This window comes from Xylophilus sp. GOD-11R, assembly GCF_033546935.1.
Lineage (GTDB): Bacteria > Pseudomonadota > Gammaproteobacteria > Burkholderiales > Burkholderiaceae_C > Xylophilus.
Map to the genome: position 1 here is coordinate 4,790,614 of NZ_CP137854.1, position 16,045 is coordinate 4,806,658.

Annotated in this window: 13 protein-coding genes; 4 read left to right on the top strand and 9 right to left on the bottom strand. The window is 69.3% G+C overall.

Annotated elements, in window-relative coordinates:
• Positions 1 to 9 precede the first annotated feature (9 nt).
• Positions 10 to 1,086, top strand: coding sequence for a magnesium transporter CorA family protein (locus tag R9X41_RS22135; RefSeq protein ID WP_318632586.1), 1,077 nt, complete (start codon positions 10 to 12; stop codon positions 1,084 to 1,086).
• 901 nt (positions 1,087 to 1,987) lie between these two features.
• Here the strand turns inward: R9X41_RS22135 and R9X41_RS22140 are convergent.
• The 5 genes from R9X41_RS22140 to R9X41_RS22160 form a co-directional block, all read right to left on the bottom strand.
• Positions 1,988 to 2,674 (bottom strand): dienelactone hydrolase family protein, encoded by a 687-nt coding sequence (locus R9X41_RS22140; protein ID WP_318632587.1) that lies wholly within the window; start codon positions 2,672 to 2,674, stop codon positions 1,988 to 1,990.
• Between the two features lie 84 nt (positions 2,675 to 2,758).
• The gene (locus R9X41_RS22145) at positions 2,759 to 3,457 is read right to left on the bottom strand and encodes an ABC-type transport auxiliary lipoprotein family protein (RefSeq protein ID WP_318632588.1); all 699 of its coding nucleotides are present in this window, start codon (positions 3,455 to 3,457) and stop codon (positions 2,759 to 2,761) included.
• A complete protein-coding gene (locus tag R9X41_RS22150; RefSeq protein WP_318632589.1) occupies positions 3,454 to 4,461 on the bottom strand; it encodes an MlaD family protein in 1,008 nt (335 codons plus the stop codon). Before R9X41_RS22150 ends, R9X41_RS22145 begins: the two co-directional genes overlap by 4 nt.
• A gap of 1 nt (position 4,462) precedes the next feature.
• A complete protein-coding gene (locus R9X41_RS22155) occupies positions 4,463 to 5,311 on the bottom strand; it encodes an ABC transporter ATP-binding protein (RefSeq protein WP_318632590.1) in 849 nt (282 codons plus the stop codon).
• Between the two features lie 112 nt (positions 5,312 to 5,423).
• Complete coding sequence (locus R9X41_RS22160) at positions 5,424 to 6,548, bottom strand: MlaE family ABC transporter permease (protein ID WP_318632591.1); 1,125 nt, start codon at positions 6,546 to 6,548, stop codon at positions 5,424 to 5,426.
• A gap of 474 nt (positions 6,549 to 7,022) precedes the next feature.
• Between R9X41_RS22160 and pabB the strand changes: the two genes are divergently transcribed.
• Positions 7,023 to 8,774: an aminodeoxychorismate synthase component I gene (gene pabB / locus R9X41_RS22165; protein WP_318632592.1), complete on the top strand. Its 1,752-nt coding sequence runs from the start codon at positions 7,023 to 7,025 to the stop codon at positions 8,772 to 8,774.
• 15 nt (positions 8,775 to 8,789) lie between these two features.
• Here the strand turns inward: pabB and mrdA are convergent, their stop codons facing one another.
• The 4 genes from mrdA to R9X41_RS22185 all read right to left on the bottom strand — a co-directional run bounded on the left by mrdA (position 8,790) and on the right by R9X41_RS22185 (position 13,982).
• The gene (gene mrdA, locus R9X41_RS22170; RefSeq protein ID WP_318632593.1) at positions 8,790 to 10,730 is read right to left on the bottom strand and encodes a penicillin-binding protein 2; all 1,941 of its coding nucleotides are present in this window, start codon (positions 10,728 to 10,730) and stop codon (positions 8,790 to 8,792) included.
• A 388-nt stretch (positions 10,731 to 11,118) separates the two neighbouring features.
• Positions 11,119 to 11,637 (bottom strand): rod shape-determining protein MreD, encoded by a 519-nt coding sequence (gene mreD / locus R9X41_RS22175; protein ID WP_318635305.1) that lies wholly within the window; start codon positions 11,635 to 11,637, stop codon positions 11,119 to 11,121.
• A complete protein-coding gene (gene mreC / locus R9X41_RS22180) occupies positions 11,634 to 12,572 on the bottom strand; it encodes a rod shape-determining protein MreC (protein ID WP_318632594.1) in 939 nt (312 codons plus the stop codon). Before mreC ends, mreD begins: the two co-directional genes overlap by 4 nt.
• A 366-nt stretch (positions 12,573 to 12,938) precedes the next feature.
• The gene (locus tag R9X41_RS22185) at positions 12,939 to 13,982 is read right to left on the bottom strand and encodes a rod shape-determining protein (protein WP_318632595.1); all 1,044 of its coding nucleotides are present in this window, start codon (positions 13,980 to 13,982) and stop codon (positions 12,939 to 12,941) included.
• Between the two features lie 259 nt (positions 13,983 to 14,241).
• Between R9X41_RS22185 and gatC the strand changes: the two genes are divergently transcribed.
• Positions 14,242 to 14,541 (top strand): Asp-tRNA(Asn)/Glu-tRNA(Gln) amidotransferase subunit GatC, encoded by a 300-nt coding sequence (gene gatC / locus R9X41_RS22190; protein ID WP_318632596.1) that lies wholly within the window; start codon positions 14,242 to 14,244, stop codon positions 14,539 to 14,541.
• Positions 14,541 to 16,043, top strand: coding sequence for an Asp-tRNA(Asn)/Glu-tRNA(Gln) amidotransferase subunit GatA (gatA, locus tag R9X41_RS22195; protein ID WP_318632597.1), 1,503 nt, complete (start codon positions 14,541 to 14,543; stop codon positions 16,041 to 16,043). Before gatC ends, gatA begins: the two co-directional genes overlap by 1 nt.
• Positions 16,044 to 16,045 lie beyond the last annotated feature (2 nt).

Sequence of the window (16,045 nt, forward strand, 5' to 3'; positions counted from 1 at the left end):
CGGGCCGCGATGCGTGTCATCTCGCTGCAGGGCACCCGGGTGGTCGAAGGCGAAGGCCTCGACACCAACCTGCCGGCCGGCGGCTTTCTCTGGATTTCCTGTACCCGCCAGGAGCTCGAGGCGCAGCAGCCACGCATCCAGGAAACGCTGCAGCGGCTGATCGGCATCCAGCTGGTCGACCTGCACGTCAGCGATCTGCTCAACCGCCAGCTGCCCTCGCACTACGACTACACCTCGCAGTACGACCTGCTGGTGTTCCGCCGCCTGGTCGCCACGCAGAACACCGGCGGCGACGCCTCGCAGGGACCGGCCGCGCTGCGCCGTGTCGACACCACGCCGGTCGGCTTCGCCGTATTCGACCAGGTGCTGCTCACCGTGCACCCCGACGACTGCACCGTGCGCGACGCCTTTGCCGCGCGGCTGCTGGCCGGCCACGCCACCGAGGCCCGCGCCACCGGCGCCCGCACGCCGTCGAGCCCGGCCGATCTGATGCTGCGGCTGGTCAATCTGATGGTCGACGGCTACCTGGAACTGCGCCGCGTGCTCACCCGCCAGCTCGACCACTGGCAGGCCGAACTGCTGCATCCGCGCAGTCGCACCACCGACTGGAGCGGCCTGCTCGACGCGCGGCTCGCGCTGCACCACCTCGACGAGATCTGCGAGGACCAACGCGCGTCGGTGCAGGACTGGGTCGATGCCCTGGAGACCTGGCCGGCGCCGCAGACGCCGGCGGCCCAGCGCGAACGCGACCTGCTGATGGTGCGCAGCCGCGACGTGCTGGAACACATCGAGCGCGTGGTGCACCACGTGCGGCGCCTGGAGCAGAGCGCCGAGACCGCGGTGCAGATCCACTTCAGCGTGCAGAGCAACCGGGCCAACGACATCATGCGGCTGCTGACCACGCTCACCGCCATCTTCCTGCCGCTGAACCTGATCGCCGGCATTTTCGGCATGAACTTCGAGTTCATTCCGCTGGTGCACAAGCAGGATGGCTTCTGGTGGGCGATGGGGTCGATGACGGTGATCGCGCTGGTGCTGATCGGGTGGTTCTGGCGAAAAAAGTACCTGGCCCGACCAGAGAAATAGGGTCTCCCCCAGGCTACGCACTTCGTGTCTTCGCCTACCCCCTTCCGGGGGCGGCTTGCTGGCTCGGCGTAGCCTCGCCGCCTCGCCCCTGAGGCAGTCGGCCGGCCTGCTGGCGCGGCCTCCGGCGAGGGGTTGTTCGCCCACTCTGATGCTGGCGGGCGCTGGATGGGATCGCCCCCCAGGCTACGCACTTCGTGTCTTCGCCTACCCCCTTCCGGGGGCGGATTGCTGGCTCGGCGTAGCCTCGCCGCCTCGCCCCTGAGGCAGTCGGCCGGCCTGCTGGCGCGGCCTCCGGCGAGGGGTTGTTCGCCCACTCTGATGCTGGCGGGCGCTGGATGGGATCGCCCCCCAGGCTACGCACTTCGTGTCTTCGCCTACCCCCTTTCGGGGGCGGCTTGCTGGCTCGGCGTAGCCTCGCCGCCTCGCCCCTGTGGCAGTCGGCCGGCCTGCTGGCGCGGCCTCGGGCGAGGGGTTGTTCGCCCACTCTGATGCTGGCGGGCGCTGGATAGGATCGTCCCCAGGCTACGCACTTCGTGTCTTCGCCTACCCCCTTCCGGGGGCGGCTTGCTGGCTCGGCGTAGCCTCGCCGCCTCGCCCCTGTGGCAGTCGGCCGGCCTGCTGGCGCGGCCTCCGGAGAGGGGTTGTTCGCGCGCTCTGATGCTGGCGGGCGCTGGATGGGATCGCCCCCCAGGCTACGCACTTCGTGTCTTCGCCTACCCCCTTTCGGGGGCGGCTTGCTGGCTCGGCGTAGCCTCGCCGCCTCGCCCCTGTGGCAGTCGGCCGGCCTGCTGGCGCGGCCTCCGGAGAGGGGTGTTCGCGCGCTCTGATGCCGGCGGGCTCCAGAGCGGCTTTGGCTCCGGCAGTCGGTGCGCTGCGGGCTACCTCAGCGCAGCGCCTGCCATCAGCCGATGTGTTCGGCGAAAAAGGCCAGGGATCGTTCGCGGGCGAGCTGGGCGGCGGGGGCGTTGTAGGAGCCGCGCTGGTCGCAGTTGAAGCCGTGGTCGGCGTCGTAGAGGTAGACCTTCACCTCGGGGTGCGCGGCTTCGAAGGCCTTGACGCTTTCGACGCTGATGTGGCCGTCGTGCTCGCCGAAATGCGCGATGGTCGGCACCAGGGGCTTGCGCGCCGCTTCCGATTCGGTGGTCATGCCGCCGCCGTAATAAGCCACTGCCGCCGACAGGCCCTGCACCTGCGCGGCCGAGCGCCACACCAGCAGGCCGCCCCAGCAATAACCCACGATGCCGACCTTGCCGGCCTTGGCGGCGAAAGCCACCGCGGCCTGGATGTCCTGCAGCACGCCGGGCGCAGGCAGCGCCTCGACGGCGGCCTTCAGGCGCACGCCTTCCTGCATGTCGGGGCCGGCATAGCCGAGCTCTACGCCCTTCTGCACCCGGCTGAAGGTGGTGGGCGCGACGGCCAGGTAGCCCTCGGCGGCATAGGCGTCGGCGACCGAGCGGATGTGCGAGTTGACGCCGAAGATTTCCTGCAGCACCACGATGGCGCCACGCGGCTTGCCTTCGGGCTCGGAGACGTAGGCGGAAAATTCGAATCCGTCGGCGGCGATGAGGTCGATGTCGTGGGCGTGCATGCGGGAGAACTCCTGAAAGTGCTGAATGGCTGGATGGATGAGGGGCCTCGTTTTACCTGAACCGACCGCAGTCTGCAGGCCGGCTCAGGGGCGGGGCGGCCGCATCGGCGCGCTCGCCGCCTGCGGCGCCAGCCGGGCGAGCCAGGCCTCGATTTCGGCAGCGGCGGCGTCGGTCGCCGCCGCGAGGGCCTGCACGCCACCAGGGGCATCGGGCGTCGTCGCCGGGCGACGCACCACGAAGACCCGCTGGCCGACGAAGTTCTCGCCCTGTACGGTGTTGTCGACCAGAGTGGCGCGCAGGCGCAGCACGCCTTCGCTGCGCGACGGGCTCTCGAAGACCTGGCTGAATTCCTCCAGCTGCAGCCGCAGGATGCGCGGCAGGCCGCCTTCGACCCGGCGCTGCGCCAGCACGTCGTCGGCATCGAGGATGGGCCGGCGCTGACCCAGCGCCTCGCGCACCCGTAGCCGCACCAGTTGCGCCGGCGGCAACGCCCAACGAGCCTGCGCGTAGGGCCGCAGCTGCTGGGCGTCGGTGTATTGCAGGCGGTAGGTAATGGCGGCGGTGTCGGCCAGTGCGGCGGCGTCGACGTCGGCCAGCGCGATCGGCGGCAGCGAGATGGCGACCTCGGTGACCGAGGGCGGCGCGATGCCGGTGCCGAAGTCGTAGGAGACCGGTCGGGCCGGCTTGTCGGGCAGCACCGAGCAGGCGCCCAGCGCCAGGGTGGCGATCACGCCAGCGATGGCGGCAGTGGAAAAGCGGCGGTCGAACAGGCGAGTTTTCATGGGCGGCTGGCTCCTGCGGTAGCGGCGGGCGCGCGTTCGGGCGGCGCGACGAAGCCCTGTTCGCCAGGGCCGGGTCGGGCCTGTCCGTTGCCGAAGATGAGCGATTGCGGGTTGTCGTTGATGCCGGTGACGGTGCGGCCGAGCTGGCGCATGGCGCGCGAGGCTTCGTCGCTGACGCGGTTGACGCGCGGCAGCGTGCTGTTGCCCAGGACGTCTACCGCATGGCTCAATGCGCCGGTGCCTTCGGCCAGGCGGTCGAGCGGGCCGTCCTTTTCGTTCAGGCGCGCCGCCGTGGTGCCGATCTGCTGCGCCGCGCCGGAGATGTCGCCGGCCGCTCCCTGCAGCGAGCGCAGCGTGACGTTGGCCTGTTCGAAGGTGCGCGGCATGGCGGCGAGCGCGGGGTCGACCCGCTCGGTCATGGTGACCTGCACCCGCTCGGTCAGTACGGCCAGGTTGTTCGCGGCCTTGCCGATGTTCTCCAGGGCGATGGCGATGCGTTTCTGGTTGTCGTCGTTGAGCAGATCGTTGAAGCGCTTGGTGGCGTCTTCCACGCCCGCCAGGATGGCCGGCGCGCTCTCCGACAGCCGGCCGAGTTGCGAAGGCTTGATCGGCAGACGGTCGATGCCGTCCTCGCCCGGCGGCACCACCGGCTGCGGCTGGTCGTCGTCGTCGAGCAGCACGAAGGCCAGCCCGGTCACGCCCTGGTAGGCGAGCGAGGCGAAGGTGGTCGGCGTGACCGGCGTGCCCTCGCGCACCGCCAGCTGCACCAGCACATTGCCGGGCGCTTGCGGATCGAAGCCGATGCGCGTCACCTTGCCCACCGGCACGCCCTTGAAACGTACCGGCGCCTGCAACTGCAGGCCGGTGACGTTGTCGCCGGTGCTGAGTTCGTAGTCGTGATAACTGCCGGTGTCGCGCGTGAGCCAGAAGGCCATGCCGATGAGCATGGCGGTGAGCACCAGCACGAAGATGCCGGCGGCCAGGGCGTGCGATTTGTTTTCCATATCAATCCTCGGTGGCCACCGTGGGCGGTGGCGTGGGCGGCACGGGGGCCATGGCGCGACGACCGCGCTCGCCCTGGAAATAGTGGCGGATGAAAGGATGGTCGACCTGCGCCACCTCGCGCGGCGGCGCATCGGCGATCACCCGCCGATCAGCCAGCACCGCGACCCGGCTCGACAGTGCGAACAGGGTGTCGAGGTCGTGCGTCACCATCACGACCGTGAGGCAGAGCTCCTGGTGCAGCGAGCGCAGCAGGTCGCAGAATTCGTCGGAGGCGTTGGGATCGAGCCCGGCGGTGGGCTCGTCGAGCAGCAGCAGCGGCGGATCCATGATCAGCGCGCGCGCCAGCGCCACCCGCTTGATCATGCCGCCCGACAGGTCCGACGGCATCTTCAGCGCGTCGGCCGCCTTCAGCCCGACCATCTGCAGCTTGACCATCGCCGCGTCGCGGGCCAGCGCGGTGGGCAGGGTGTTGAGTTCGCGCAGTGCGAAGGCCACGTTGTCGAGCACGTTGAAGGCCGAGAACAGCGCGCCTTGCTGGAACAGCATGCCCACCCGGCTCGACGCCCCGCGCCGCCCGAGCTGCGCTGCGGGCTCCCCGAGCACCTCCACCGTGCCGCGCTCGGGCGTCTCCAGCCCGAGCATCTGGCGCAGCAACACCGTCTTGCCCGTGCCCGACCCGCCGACCAGCGACACGATCTCGCCCTGCTCGATCGACAGCGCCAGGTTCTCGTGAATCACCACCCGCCGCTTGCCGGTGCCGAACGCGGTCCACAGACCCTCGATGCGCACCACCGGCCCGGTCGCCGCACCGCAAACAGGGCTGACATTGGCCGCCGGGCTCGAGTTCACCGTACGCCCTTCATGGAACACCGCGGGGCCGGCTTTGCCGGACCGCTGGTGTTGCCCCCTGCGAGGGGGTGGGCGAAGCGACACGAAGTGCGCGAAGCCTGGGGGTGAGCCGTCATATGCCGACGTTCCGGAAGACGATGGCGAACAAGGCATCCACCAGGATCACCACCGTGATCGACGTCACCACCGACGCCGTCGTGCCCTTGCCCAGGCTCTCGGTATTGGGCTCCACCCGCATGCCGTAGTGGCAGCCGATCAGCGCGATCAGCACACCGAACACGATCGACTTGAGCACGGCGATGCCCAGGTTGGGCAGGCTCACCGCGCCCGGCAGCGCATTGACGAAATACGCCGGCGTGATGTTCATCGCGAGGTCGGCCGCCAGCATGCCGCCGGCCAGCGATGCCAGGATGGTCCACACGCCGATCAGCGGCATGGCGACCGCCATGGCCAGCGAGCGCGGCATCACCAGCCGGTAGCTGTGCGATATGCCCATGACCCGCATCGCATCGAGCTCCTCGGTCACCCGCATCACCCCGATCTGCGCGGTGATCGCCGAGCCCGAGCGCCCCGCTACCAGGATCGCGGCCAGCAGCGGCCCCAGCTCGCGCACCAGCGAAATGCCGAGGATGTTGACGATGAAGGAGTCGGCGCCGTACTGCCGCAGTTGCATCGACATCAGGTAGGCCAGCACCACCCCGATCAGAAAACCCACCAGCGCGGTGATCGGCAACGCGGTCGTGCCCATCTGGTAGAGGTGGCCGGAGAGATCGCGCCACGGCCCGTTGGCCGGCCGACGCACCAGGCGCAGCACGTCGAGCAGCAACTGGCCGATCATCAGCGTGACCGCGCGCATCTGCTCCAAAGCTTCGATCACCCGGCGACCCAGGGATTCCAGGCCGCGCATGGCGGTGAACGGCCGTTCGGCGGGCGCATCCACGCTGAACCGCTCGACCCGCTCGAACATGGTTCGCTGGGTGTCCGACAGGTCCACATGTGCCGGCCAGCCGTGGCCCCACACGTTCCATAACAGCTGCGCACCGACATGGTCGAGCAGCCCGATGGTGCTCAGGTCCCAGTGCAGTTCCGCGTCGCCGCAGGCTCGCCGCAGCTCGGGCACCAGGCTGCTCCACACACTGCGCGAGCCCAATTGCGCCGAAGTCCAGCGCCCCACCAGCCGCATCGACGCCGGCGCGACGGATGCGTCACGGACGATGCGAGGGGAAAAGTCCTCCATGGATTGCAAGATGCGGCGCTGGTGGAAAGTGGATGGGTGGGGAAGACGAAACGCCGGAAAAGCGCAGAGCACACGCTCTGCCCAGACCCGCGAAGGCCGTCGAGATGTTACGGCCTGCGAAAAGCCCCCGCCTGTCAGCCATAGGCGCAACCCCGTCCACCCCCTTTCGGGCGACGAGCGGATACTTTTCACCGACAAAGGGCGCGGGTAAGCCCCTATGCACTAAAAGTGCGCATGGGCGTAAAGTCCTGCCTGCTGCAGGGCCTTAGAGCCTCTGCGAGAGCGAGGCCCGAGGAGACATACGCCAAATCAAGAATCGAAATCCAGCCCGAGCATCCCTCGAGAGATGCGGGCAGCCTCCCGAACGCCAGGTCTGACCTGGCGTTTTTTTTCGTCCCGACGATTCCTCGCATACCGCCGATCCACCCCGTGCAGCGCTGCCGGCGGCCTAACGCCAGCAGCGAGAATGCGCCGATGACCCCGCGTTCCCGCCCTCGAGCCCTCGTCGATTTCCTCTCCGAGAACGACCAGCCGCCGCTGCGCCTGGCTTTCGCCGATTGCCGCGAGATCCTGCGGGCCGACCGCATCGAAGCGGTGCGCGGCGTGCTGGAGCGCGCCGAACGGGCGTCCGCCGACGGCGCCTGGTGCGTCGGTTTTCTGCGCTACGAGGCCGCCGCCGCCTTCGATCCGGCCTTTGCCACCCATCCGGGCGAGGGGCCGCTGGCCTGGTTCGGCGTGTTCGATCGGGCCGAGCCCTGGGCCCCCGATACCGAAAACGCCACTTGGCAGGCATCACCCTGGTGCACCACGCTGGAACGCGCCGCCTTCGACGACCGCGTCGCGCGCATCCACGACGCGATCCGCGCTGGCGAGACCTACCAGATCAACCTGACCGAACCGCTGCACAGCGACTTCGACGGCGATGCCGAAGCCTGGTTCCGCGCCCTGCAACGCGCCCAGCCCATGGGCTACGGGGCCTTCGTCGACACCGGTGAGGAGCAGATCCTGTCGGTGTCGCCCGAACTGTTCTTCGACTGGCAGGACGGCCGCATCGTGTCGCGCCCCATGAAAGGCACCGCGCCGCGCGGCGAATCGGCCGAAGACGATGCCCGGCAGGCGCAGGCGCTGGTGGCGTCCGAGAAGGAGCGCGCCGAGAACCTGATGATCGTGGACCTGATCCGCAACGACCTGTCGCGCATCGCCCGCCCGCATTCGGTGCGGGTGCACCAGCTGTTCCAGCCGCGCGCCTGGCCGACGGTCTGGCAGATGACCTCCGACGTGGTGGCGCAGACGCGCGAAGGGGTACGCCTGGCCGACGTCTTCGGCGCGCTGTTTCCGTGCGGCTCGGTCACCGGCGTGCCCAAGGTGCGGGCGACCGAGCTGATCCGCTCGCTGGAGCCCCGACCACGCGGCGTGTACTGCGGCGCGGTCGGCCTGCTGCGGCCGGGCGGCGGCGCCACCTTCAACGTGCCGATCCGCACGGTGCAACTGCGCGGCGATGTCGCCGTCTGCGGCATCGGCAGCGGCATCACCATCGACGCGCAGAGCCAGGGCGAATGGGACGAATGGCGCAACAAGCGGCGTTTTCTGGACGCGGCGCGCGAGCCCTTCGACCTGATCGAAACCCTGCGGCTGCAAGACGGCCGTTACCGCGCTCTCGACGGCCACCTCGCGCGCATGCAGGCCAGCGCACGGCATTTCGGCTTCGGCTGGGACGATGCCGCCGCCGGTCGCGCCATCGAGCGACTGGCCGCCGCCCACCCGGTCGGCACCTGGCGGGTGCGGCTGGTGCTGACCGCCTCGTCCGGACTGCGTGCTGAAGCCTTCGCCCTGGCCGACACGCCGGCGCCGGTCTCGGTGCGCCTCGCCGATCGGCCGATGGAGCCGGTGCACGCGGACTTTTTGCTGCACAAGACCAGCCGCCGCGCGCACTACGAGCGGCTGGCGCCTGCCGCCGGCAGCGGCGTCTTCGACACCTTGCTGTGGAACGCCCGCGGCGAGCTGACCGAGTTCACCCGCGGCAATGTGCTGCTGCAGACGGCCGACGGCCGCTGGCTCACGCCGCCGCTGGCGGCCGGCGTGTTGCCGGGCGTGGCGCGTGGCCGGCTGATCGCCGAAGGCCGCATCGCCGAAGCGCCGCTGCGGGTGGAAGACCTGCGCAGTCGGCGCGCGCTGGCGTTCGTCAACAGCCTGCGCGGCTGGCTGCCGGCCGAGCTGGCCGAGTGACGGAGCCGCCGCCGTTCAGGGCGCGGCGAGCGTGATGTCCTCGACCTTGCGCGGCGTGCCGATCGGTGCGGAGCTCTTGCCGATGCGGGTGGCGGCAATGTCTTCCTCGCTCGGGTAGAGGCCCGCCAGCCAGTAGTCCAGCACCCGCCGTGCGATGGGCGCTGCCGCGCCGGTGCCCCAGCCCGCGTTCTCGACGATCACCGCCAGCGCGATCTTGGGGTTCTGCGCCGGGCCGAAGGCCATGTAGAGCGAATGGTCGCGCTGGTGTTCTTCGAGGGCCTTGGCGTTGTACTTGGTGTTCTGCGCCTGGGTCACCGCCTGCGCGGTACCGGTCTTGCCCGCCGACACATAAGCTGCGCCGGCGAACACGCCGCGTGCCGTGCCGCCGGTGGTCACCGCGACCAGGCCGGCGCGTACCGCATCCAGGTTGGACCGTTTGAAGCCGAGGTCGATCGCCGGTGGCTGCGGCACTTCGGACAGCGTGCCCGTCACCGGGTCGCGCACCGCGCGCACCAGGTGCGGCCGGTGCTTGATGCCGCCGTCGGCCAGGATCGACGTGGCCTGCGCCACCTGCAGCATGGTGAAGTTGTTGTAGCCCTGGCCGATGCCCAGCGAGATGGTTTCGCCCGCATACCACTTGCGCTGCTCGGGGCGCTTGTAAGTGCGCCGTTTCCAGTCGGTGCTGGGCAGCACGCCGGTCACTTCGCCCGGCAGGTCGATGCCGGTCACCTGGCCGAAACCCAGCGGCGCCATGAAATCATGGATCGCATCCACACCCAGCTCGTTGGCCAGCGAATAGAAGTACACGTTGGACGACAGCATGATCGCCCGCTGCAGGTCGACCCCGCCCAGGTAGCCTTCCGGGCTGCCGAACCGGTGCCCGGCGAACATGTAGAAGCCCGGGTCGTTGATGACGGTGCCTGGCGTGCGCTTGCCCGTTTCCAATCCGGCCAGGCCCATGAAAGGCTTGTAGGTGGAGCCGGTCGGATAGGTGCCGCGCAGCGCCCGGTTGAGCAACGGCCGGTCGTAGGATTCGTTGAGCGCGGCCCAGCTTTCCTGGTCGATGCCGTCGACGAAAAGATTGGGGTCGAAGGTCGGCTTGCTCACGAAGGCAAGGATCTCGCCGGTGTTCGGATCGATCGCCACCAGCGCGCCGCGCCGGTCGCCGAAGAGCTCTTCCACCATCTGCTGCAGCTTGATGTCGATCGACAGCTGCACCGTCTGGCCCGGCGTGGCCGCGTGCGTGGCCAGGCGCCGCACCGCACGGCCGCCGGCCGAGGTTTCCATTTGCTCCACGCCGGTCGTGCCGTGCAACTGGCGCTCGAAACTCTGCTCCACCCCGAGCTTGCCGATGTGATCGGTACCGCGGTAGTTGGACGAGTCCTCGGAGTCCTCGATGCGTTCCTTCTCGCGCTGGTTGATTCGGCCGATGTAGCCGATGACGTGGCTGGCCAGGTCGCCGAAGGGGTAGTTGCGGAACAGCCGCGCTTTGATCTCCACGCCCGGGAACTTGAAGCTCTGCGCCGCGAACTTGGCCACCTCGGTGTCGGACAGCCGGGTGCGGATCGGCACCGACTCGAAGTTGCGCGATTCCTCGGTCAGCTTCTTGAAGCGGCGACGGTCACGCGGCGTGATCTCCACCAGCGCAGCCAGGCGCGAGATGGTGTCTTCGAGATCGCCCGCCTTCGACGGCGTGATCTCCAGCGTGTAGGCCGAGTAGTTGGTGGCCAGCACCACCCCGTTGCGGTCGAGGATCAGCCCCCGATTGGGCACGATAGGCACCACCGCCGTCCGGTTGCTCTCCGCCTGCTCGGCCAGGTCCTCGTGCCGCACGATCTGCAGATAGATCAGCCTGCTGACCAGCAGCCCGAAGCAGAACAGCATCAGCAATGCCACAGCCAGGATCCGGCGCTTGAACCGCGCCAGCTCCATCTCGGTGCTGCGGATTTCGGTCATGGCAGAGCCTCCGGCGCGAGGGCGATGCGCAATCGACCGGCACCGGCGGGCGCCCTCCCGCACTCCACCGCCGCGCGAGGCGCCACCCGGCGGCCGCCGCCGGGCCGCCCCAAGGCGAGCCGCGCCTTCCCCTCGGGGGATGGCGAATCACACGAAGCCGCAAGCGCAGTGAAAAGCCGAGGGGCTCGCGGCACGCCGCCGGGCCGCCCCAAGGCGAGCCGCGCCCTCCCCTCGGGGGATGGCGAATTACACGAAGCCGCAAGCGCAGTGAAAAGCCGAGGGGCTCGCGGCACGCCGCCGGGCCGCCCCAAGGCGAGCCGCGCCTTCCCCTCGGGGGATGGCGAATTACACGGAGCCGCAGGCGCAGTGAAAAGCCGAGGGGCCATAGTCACAACGGGCGGTTCTCGTCGCGATCGGGGGCGCGACGCTGGGGCGCCAGCAACACCACGCTCAGCGGCACCCACAGCAACGACTCGAGCAGGGGCGCGGCCAGCACGCCCCAGCCAGGCAGCGACGCACCGAGGATCAGCCGGATCACCGTCTGCAAGGCATGCGCACCGACGAACAACGGCAGCAACTGCACCGCCTGCAGCGGAATGCCGAACCACAGCAGCCGGCGCTGCAGGCTCACGCCCAGGTAGACCATGACGGTGTAAATCAGCGCGTTCTGCCCAAGCAGCGCCGCGTGCTGCACATCCACGCACAGCCCCAGCACGAAGGCAGCGCCCATGCCCACCCGCGAGGGCTGGTGCACGCTCCAGAAGACCAGCACCAGCATCAGCACGTCGGGCACCCAGCCGGAGCGGCCGAGCGGCAGCAGCGCCACCAGCAGGCCGACGAACAGCGTGCTCCAGATGAAGACCGGGTTGACCGGCAGCAGGAGTTGTTGTGCGCGTGCCATGGTCAGGGAGCCGGTGTGACGCGGGGAGGCAGCAGGCGGCGCTTGCTCTCGGCCGGCGCCGGATCTTCGGCGGGTCGTGGCGGAATCTGGTCACTCAGAGGTTGCAGCACCAGCACGTGGCGCGCGCCCTGGGTGCTGGCCAGCGGCAGGCAGTGGATGCGGGCGAAGGCCGATTCGGAGCGGCGCTCCACATGGCTCACCTTGGCCACCGGCAGGCCGGCCGGATAGACGCCGTCGACACCGCTGGTGGTGAGCAGGTCGCCCTCTTCCACATCGGCGTTGCCCGGCATGAACCGCAGTTCGAGCGCGCCGCCGCCGGCGGGATCGCCGTAGGCCACGCTGCGCGCGCCGGTGCGGGTGTTGAGGACGGGAATGGCGAAGTCGCGATCGACCAGCAGCGACACTTCGGCCAGCAGTGGATGCAGCCGGGTGACCTGGCCCAGCACGCCGGTCTCGTCGAGCACCGGCGCACCGAGCTCAACGCCCTGCAGCTGACCACGGTCGATGATGACGCGGCGGGTGTAGGGGTCGGGCGCGTCGTACAGCACCTCGGCCGCCTGCTCGGGTGCGTTGAGCCGCTGGCGCAAGGCCAGCAGGTCGCGCAGCCGGCGGTTCTCGAGCAGCAGTTCCTCGACCTGGCTGGCGCGCTGCGCCTGCTGGAGGATGTTGCGGCGCGCCGTGTCTTCCACCGATTGCGCCGAGCGGACGGTGGCCAGGTAATCGGTGGACTGGCGGCCGATGCGCACCGGCTGCAGGGCGAGCCACTGCACCGGATACAGGATGGTGGACAGCGCCGAGCGGACCGGCGGCGTGATCCCCAGGCGGGTGTCGGCCACCATCAGGAACAGCGACAGCGCCGTCAGCACCGCCAGCGTGGACCGCGCGGAAGGGCCCTGCTTGAAGAAGGGCGGCGCGGTGCGATCCAGGGTACCCAGGGGCATGGCGGAGTGAAGGAAGAGGGGATCGAACCCGGTGACGGGAAGCGTCGGATGATAGGGGAGCCCGGCGGTGCGCGAAAGGTTCCCCGCGGCCGGGGAGGGCTAGCGGCGGTGCGAGGACTACCGCACGGTTCGCCACCATTCGGATCCTTGGGGCGGCTCTCGCCCAACATGCCTGACTTCCCCGGCAGCGGTCGAGGCGGTTCACGGCAGCAGTCGGGAAATTCCACCAGCCCCGGCCGCCGGGCCGCCGGGGCCGCCCCAAAGCCCGGGGCTCCATCCCTTCGGGGATGCGAAATTACACGGAGCCGGAGGCGGAGTGAAAAGCCGATGGGCTCAACTCACCGCAGTGAAAAGCCAAGGGGCTGCTTACTCGGAAGTAAAGATGCTGCCCAGTCGGTCCATGCGTTCCAGCGCCATGCCGCAACCGCGCACCACGCAGGTCAGCGGCTCTTCGGCCACCAGCACCGGCAGGCCGGTCTCCTCGGCCAGCAGGCGGTCGAGGTCGCGCAGCAGGGCGCCGCCGCCGGTGAGCATCATGCCCCGATCGGCGATGTCGGCGCCCAGTTCCGGCGGCGTCTGTTCCAGCGCGTTCTTGACGGCCGAGACGATGTTGTTGAGCGGATCGGTCAGCGCTTCCAGCACTTCGTTGCTGCTGATGGTGAAGCTGCGCGGCACGCCTTCGGAGAGGTTGCGGCCCTTGACTTCCATCTCCTTGACCTCGGAACCCGGAAAGGCGCTGCCGATGTTCTTCTTGATGGCTTCGGCGGTCGGCTCGCCGATCAGCATGCCGTAGTTGCGGCGGATGTAATTGATGATGGCTTCGTCGAACTTGTCGCCGCCGACACGCACCGAACCCTTGTAGACCATGCCGCCGAGCGAGATGACGCCCACTTCGGTGGTGCCGCCGCCGATGTCGACGACCATGGAGCCGGAGGCCTCGCTCACCGGCAGGCCGGCGCCGATACCGGCAGCCATGGGCTCCTCGATGAGGTAGACAGCGGTGGCGCCGGCGGCCTCGGCCGCGTCCTTGATGGCGCGGCGCTCGACCTGGGTGGAACCGCAGGGCACGCAGATGATGATGCGCGGGCTCGGCGTGAACATCGTGCGCGGGTGCACCATCTTGATGAACTGCTTGATCATCTGCTCGGTGATCACGAAGTCGGCGATGACACCGTCCTTCATCGGGCGGATCGCCTCGATATTGCCTGGCACCTTGCCGAGCATGGCCTTGGCCTCGCGGCCGACGGCCTGGATCACCTTCTTGCCGTGCGGCCCGCCTTCGTGGCGGATGGCGACGACCGAAGGCTCGTCGAGCACGATGCCCTTGTCGCGGGCGAAGATCAGGGTATTGGCCGTACCGAGGTCGATGGCGAGATCGGTAGAGAAATACCGGCGGAAAGCTCCAAACATGTGAATCCTCAAGGGGCACGGCATGCTGTGCGCCTGCCGTCACCGGTTTTTGCTGTGTATGTCGGGGGGTGTCGCGGAGGGTCGGATCCGGGGACGAATACTTCGACTAGTAAGACCGGCGCGGGGCGCGGGCGGTGCCTCCGGGCGAAGGCGGGATAATACCCGATGCTGCCGGCGCGCCGAGCCTCATCGGACTGCCGAACAGCCTAAATCCCGGAACCGAACTACAGCCCAGGCGCCTTCGTGGCGCCCGCTCGCCATGGCCCTGACCCCCCAAGACATCGAACGCATCGCCAACCTGGCGCGCCTCGAGCCCCGTCCCGACGAGAGCGCTCGTGTGCTTTCGCAGCTCAACGAGTTCTTCGCCATCGTCGGAAAGATGCGCGCGGTCGACACCACCGGCGTCGAGCCGCTGGCGCATCCGGTCGCCGCCTTTGAAGACGTGGCCCTGCGGCTACGCGAGGACGCCGTGGGCGTCTTCCCGTCGCGCGAGGACAGCCAGCGCAGCGCCCCCGCCGTGGAAAACGGCCTCTTCCTGGTGCCGAAGGTGATCGAATGATGAGCGTCGACAAGAACAAGCCCCTGCACGATCTGGGCGTGGCAGAACTCGCCGCCCGCATCGCCGCGCGTGAGGTGTCGGCGGTGGAGGCCGCCCGGCATTTCCTGGACCGCGCCGCGGCGCACCAGCACCTGGCCGCCTATGTATCGATCGACGAGGAGGCCACGCTCGCCCAGGCACGCGCCGCCGACGCCCGCATCGCAGCCGGCACCGCCGGCCGGCTGGAAGGCGTGCCGATCGCGCACAAGGACATCTTCGTCACCCGCGACTTCCCCACCACCGCCGGCTCGAAGATGCTGGCCGGCTACCGCTCGCCCTTCGACGCCACCGTGGTCGCCAACCTGGCGGCACAGGGCGCGGTCACGCTCGGCAAGCTGAGCTGCGACGAGTTCGCCATGGGCTCGGCCAACGAGAGCGTGGCCGTCGCGCCGGTCGGTGGCGATGTGCCCCGCACGCCGCTGAACCCCTGGGACCACACCCGCGTGGCGGGCGGCTCGTCGGGCGGCAGCGCCGTGGCCGTGGCCGCGCGCCTGGCGCCGGCGGCCACCGGCACCGACACCGGTGGCTCGATCCGCCAGCCGGCTGCCTTCTGCGGCATCACCGGCATCAAGCCCACCTACGGCCGCGCCTCGCGCTACGGCATGGTGGCCTATGCCTCCAGCCTCGACCAGGCCGGCCCCATGGCCCGCAGCGCCGAGGACTGCGCCCTGCTGCTGTCGGCCCTGTGCGGCCCGGATCCGGACCGCGATTCCACCTCGCTGGACCGCCCCGCCGAAGACTATTCGCGCTCGCTGGCCGACGATCTTTCGGGTCTGCGCATCGGCATCCCCCAGGAGTTCTTCGGCGAAGGCCTGCAGCCCGACGTGCGGGCCGCCATCGACACCGCCCTGGCCACCTACCAGGGTCTGGGCGCCACGCTGGTCCCGGTGTCGCTGCCCCGCACCGAGCTGTCGATTCCCGTCTACTACATCATCGCGCCGGCCGAGGCCTCGTCCAACCTGAGCCGCTTCGACGGCGTGAAGTTCGGACACCGCGCAGAGCGCTACGGCGACCTGCTCGACATGTACAAGAAGACCCGCTCCGAAGGTTTCGGCGACGAGGTCAAGCGCCGCATCATGATCGGCACCTACGTGCTCTCGCACGGCTACTACGACGCCTACTACCTGCAGGCGCAAAAGATCCGCCGCATGATCGCCGACGACTTCCGCGCCGCCTTCGCGCAGTGCGACGTCATCGCCGGTCCGGTGGCGCCCAGCGTGGCCTGGAAGATCGGCGAGAAGTCCGATGACCCGGTCGCCAACTACCTCGCCGACATCTTCACGCTGCCCGCATCGCTCGCCGGCCTGCCCGGCATGAGCCTGCCGGTGGGCAGCGGCGCGGGCGGCATGCCGGTGGGCCTGCAGCTCATCGGCAACTACTTCGGCGAGTCGCGGCTGCTCAATGCGGCGCACCGCTTTCAGCTGGCTACCGACTTCCATCTCCGCGCACCCGAATCCATCTGACG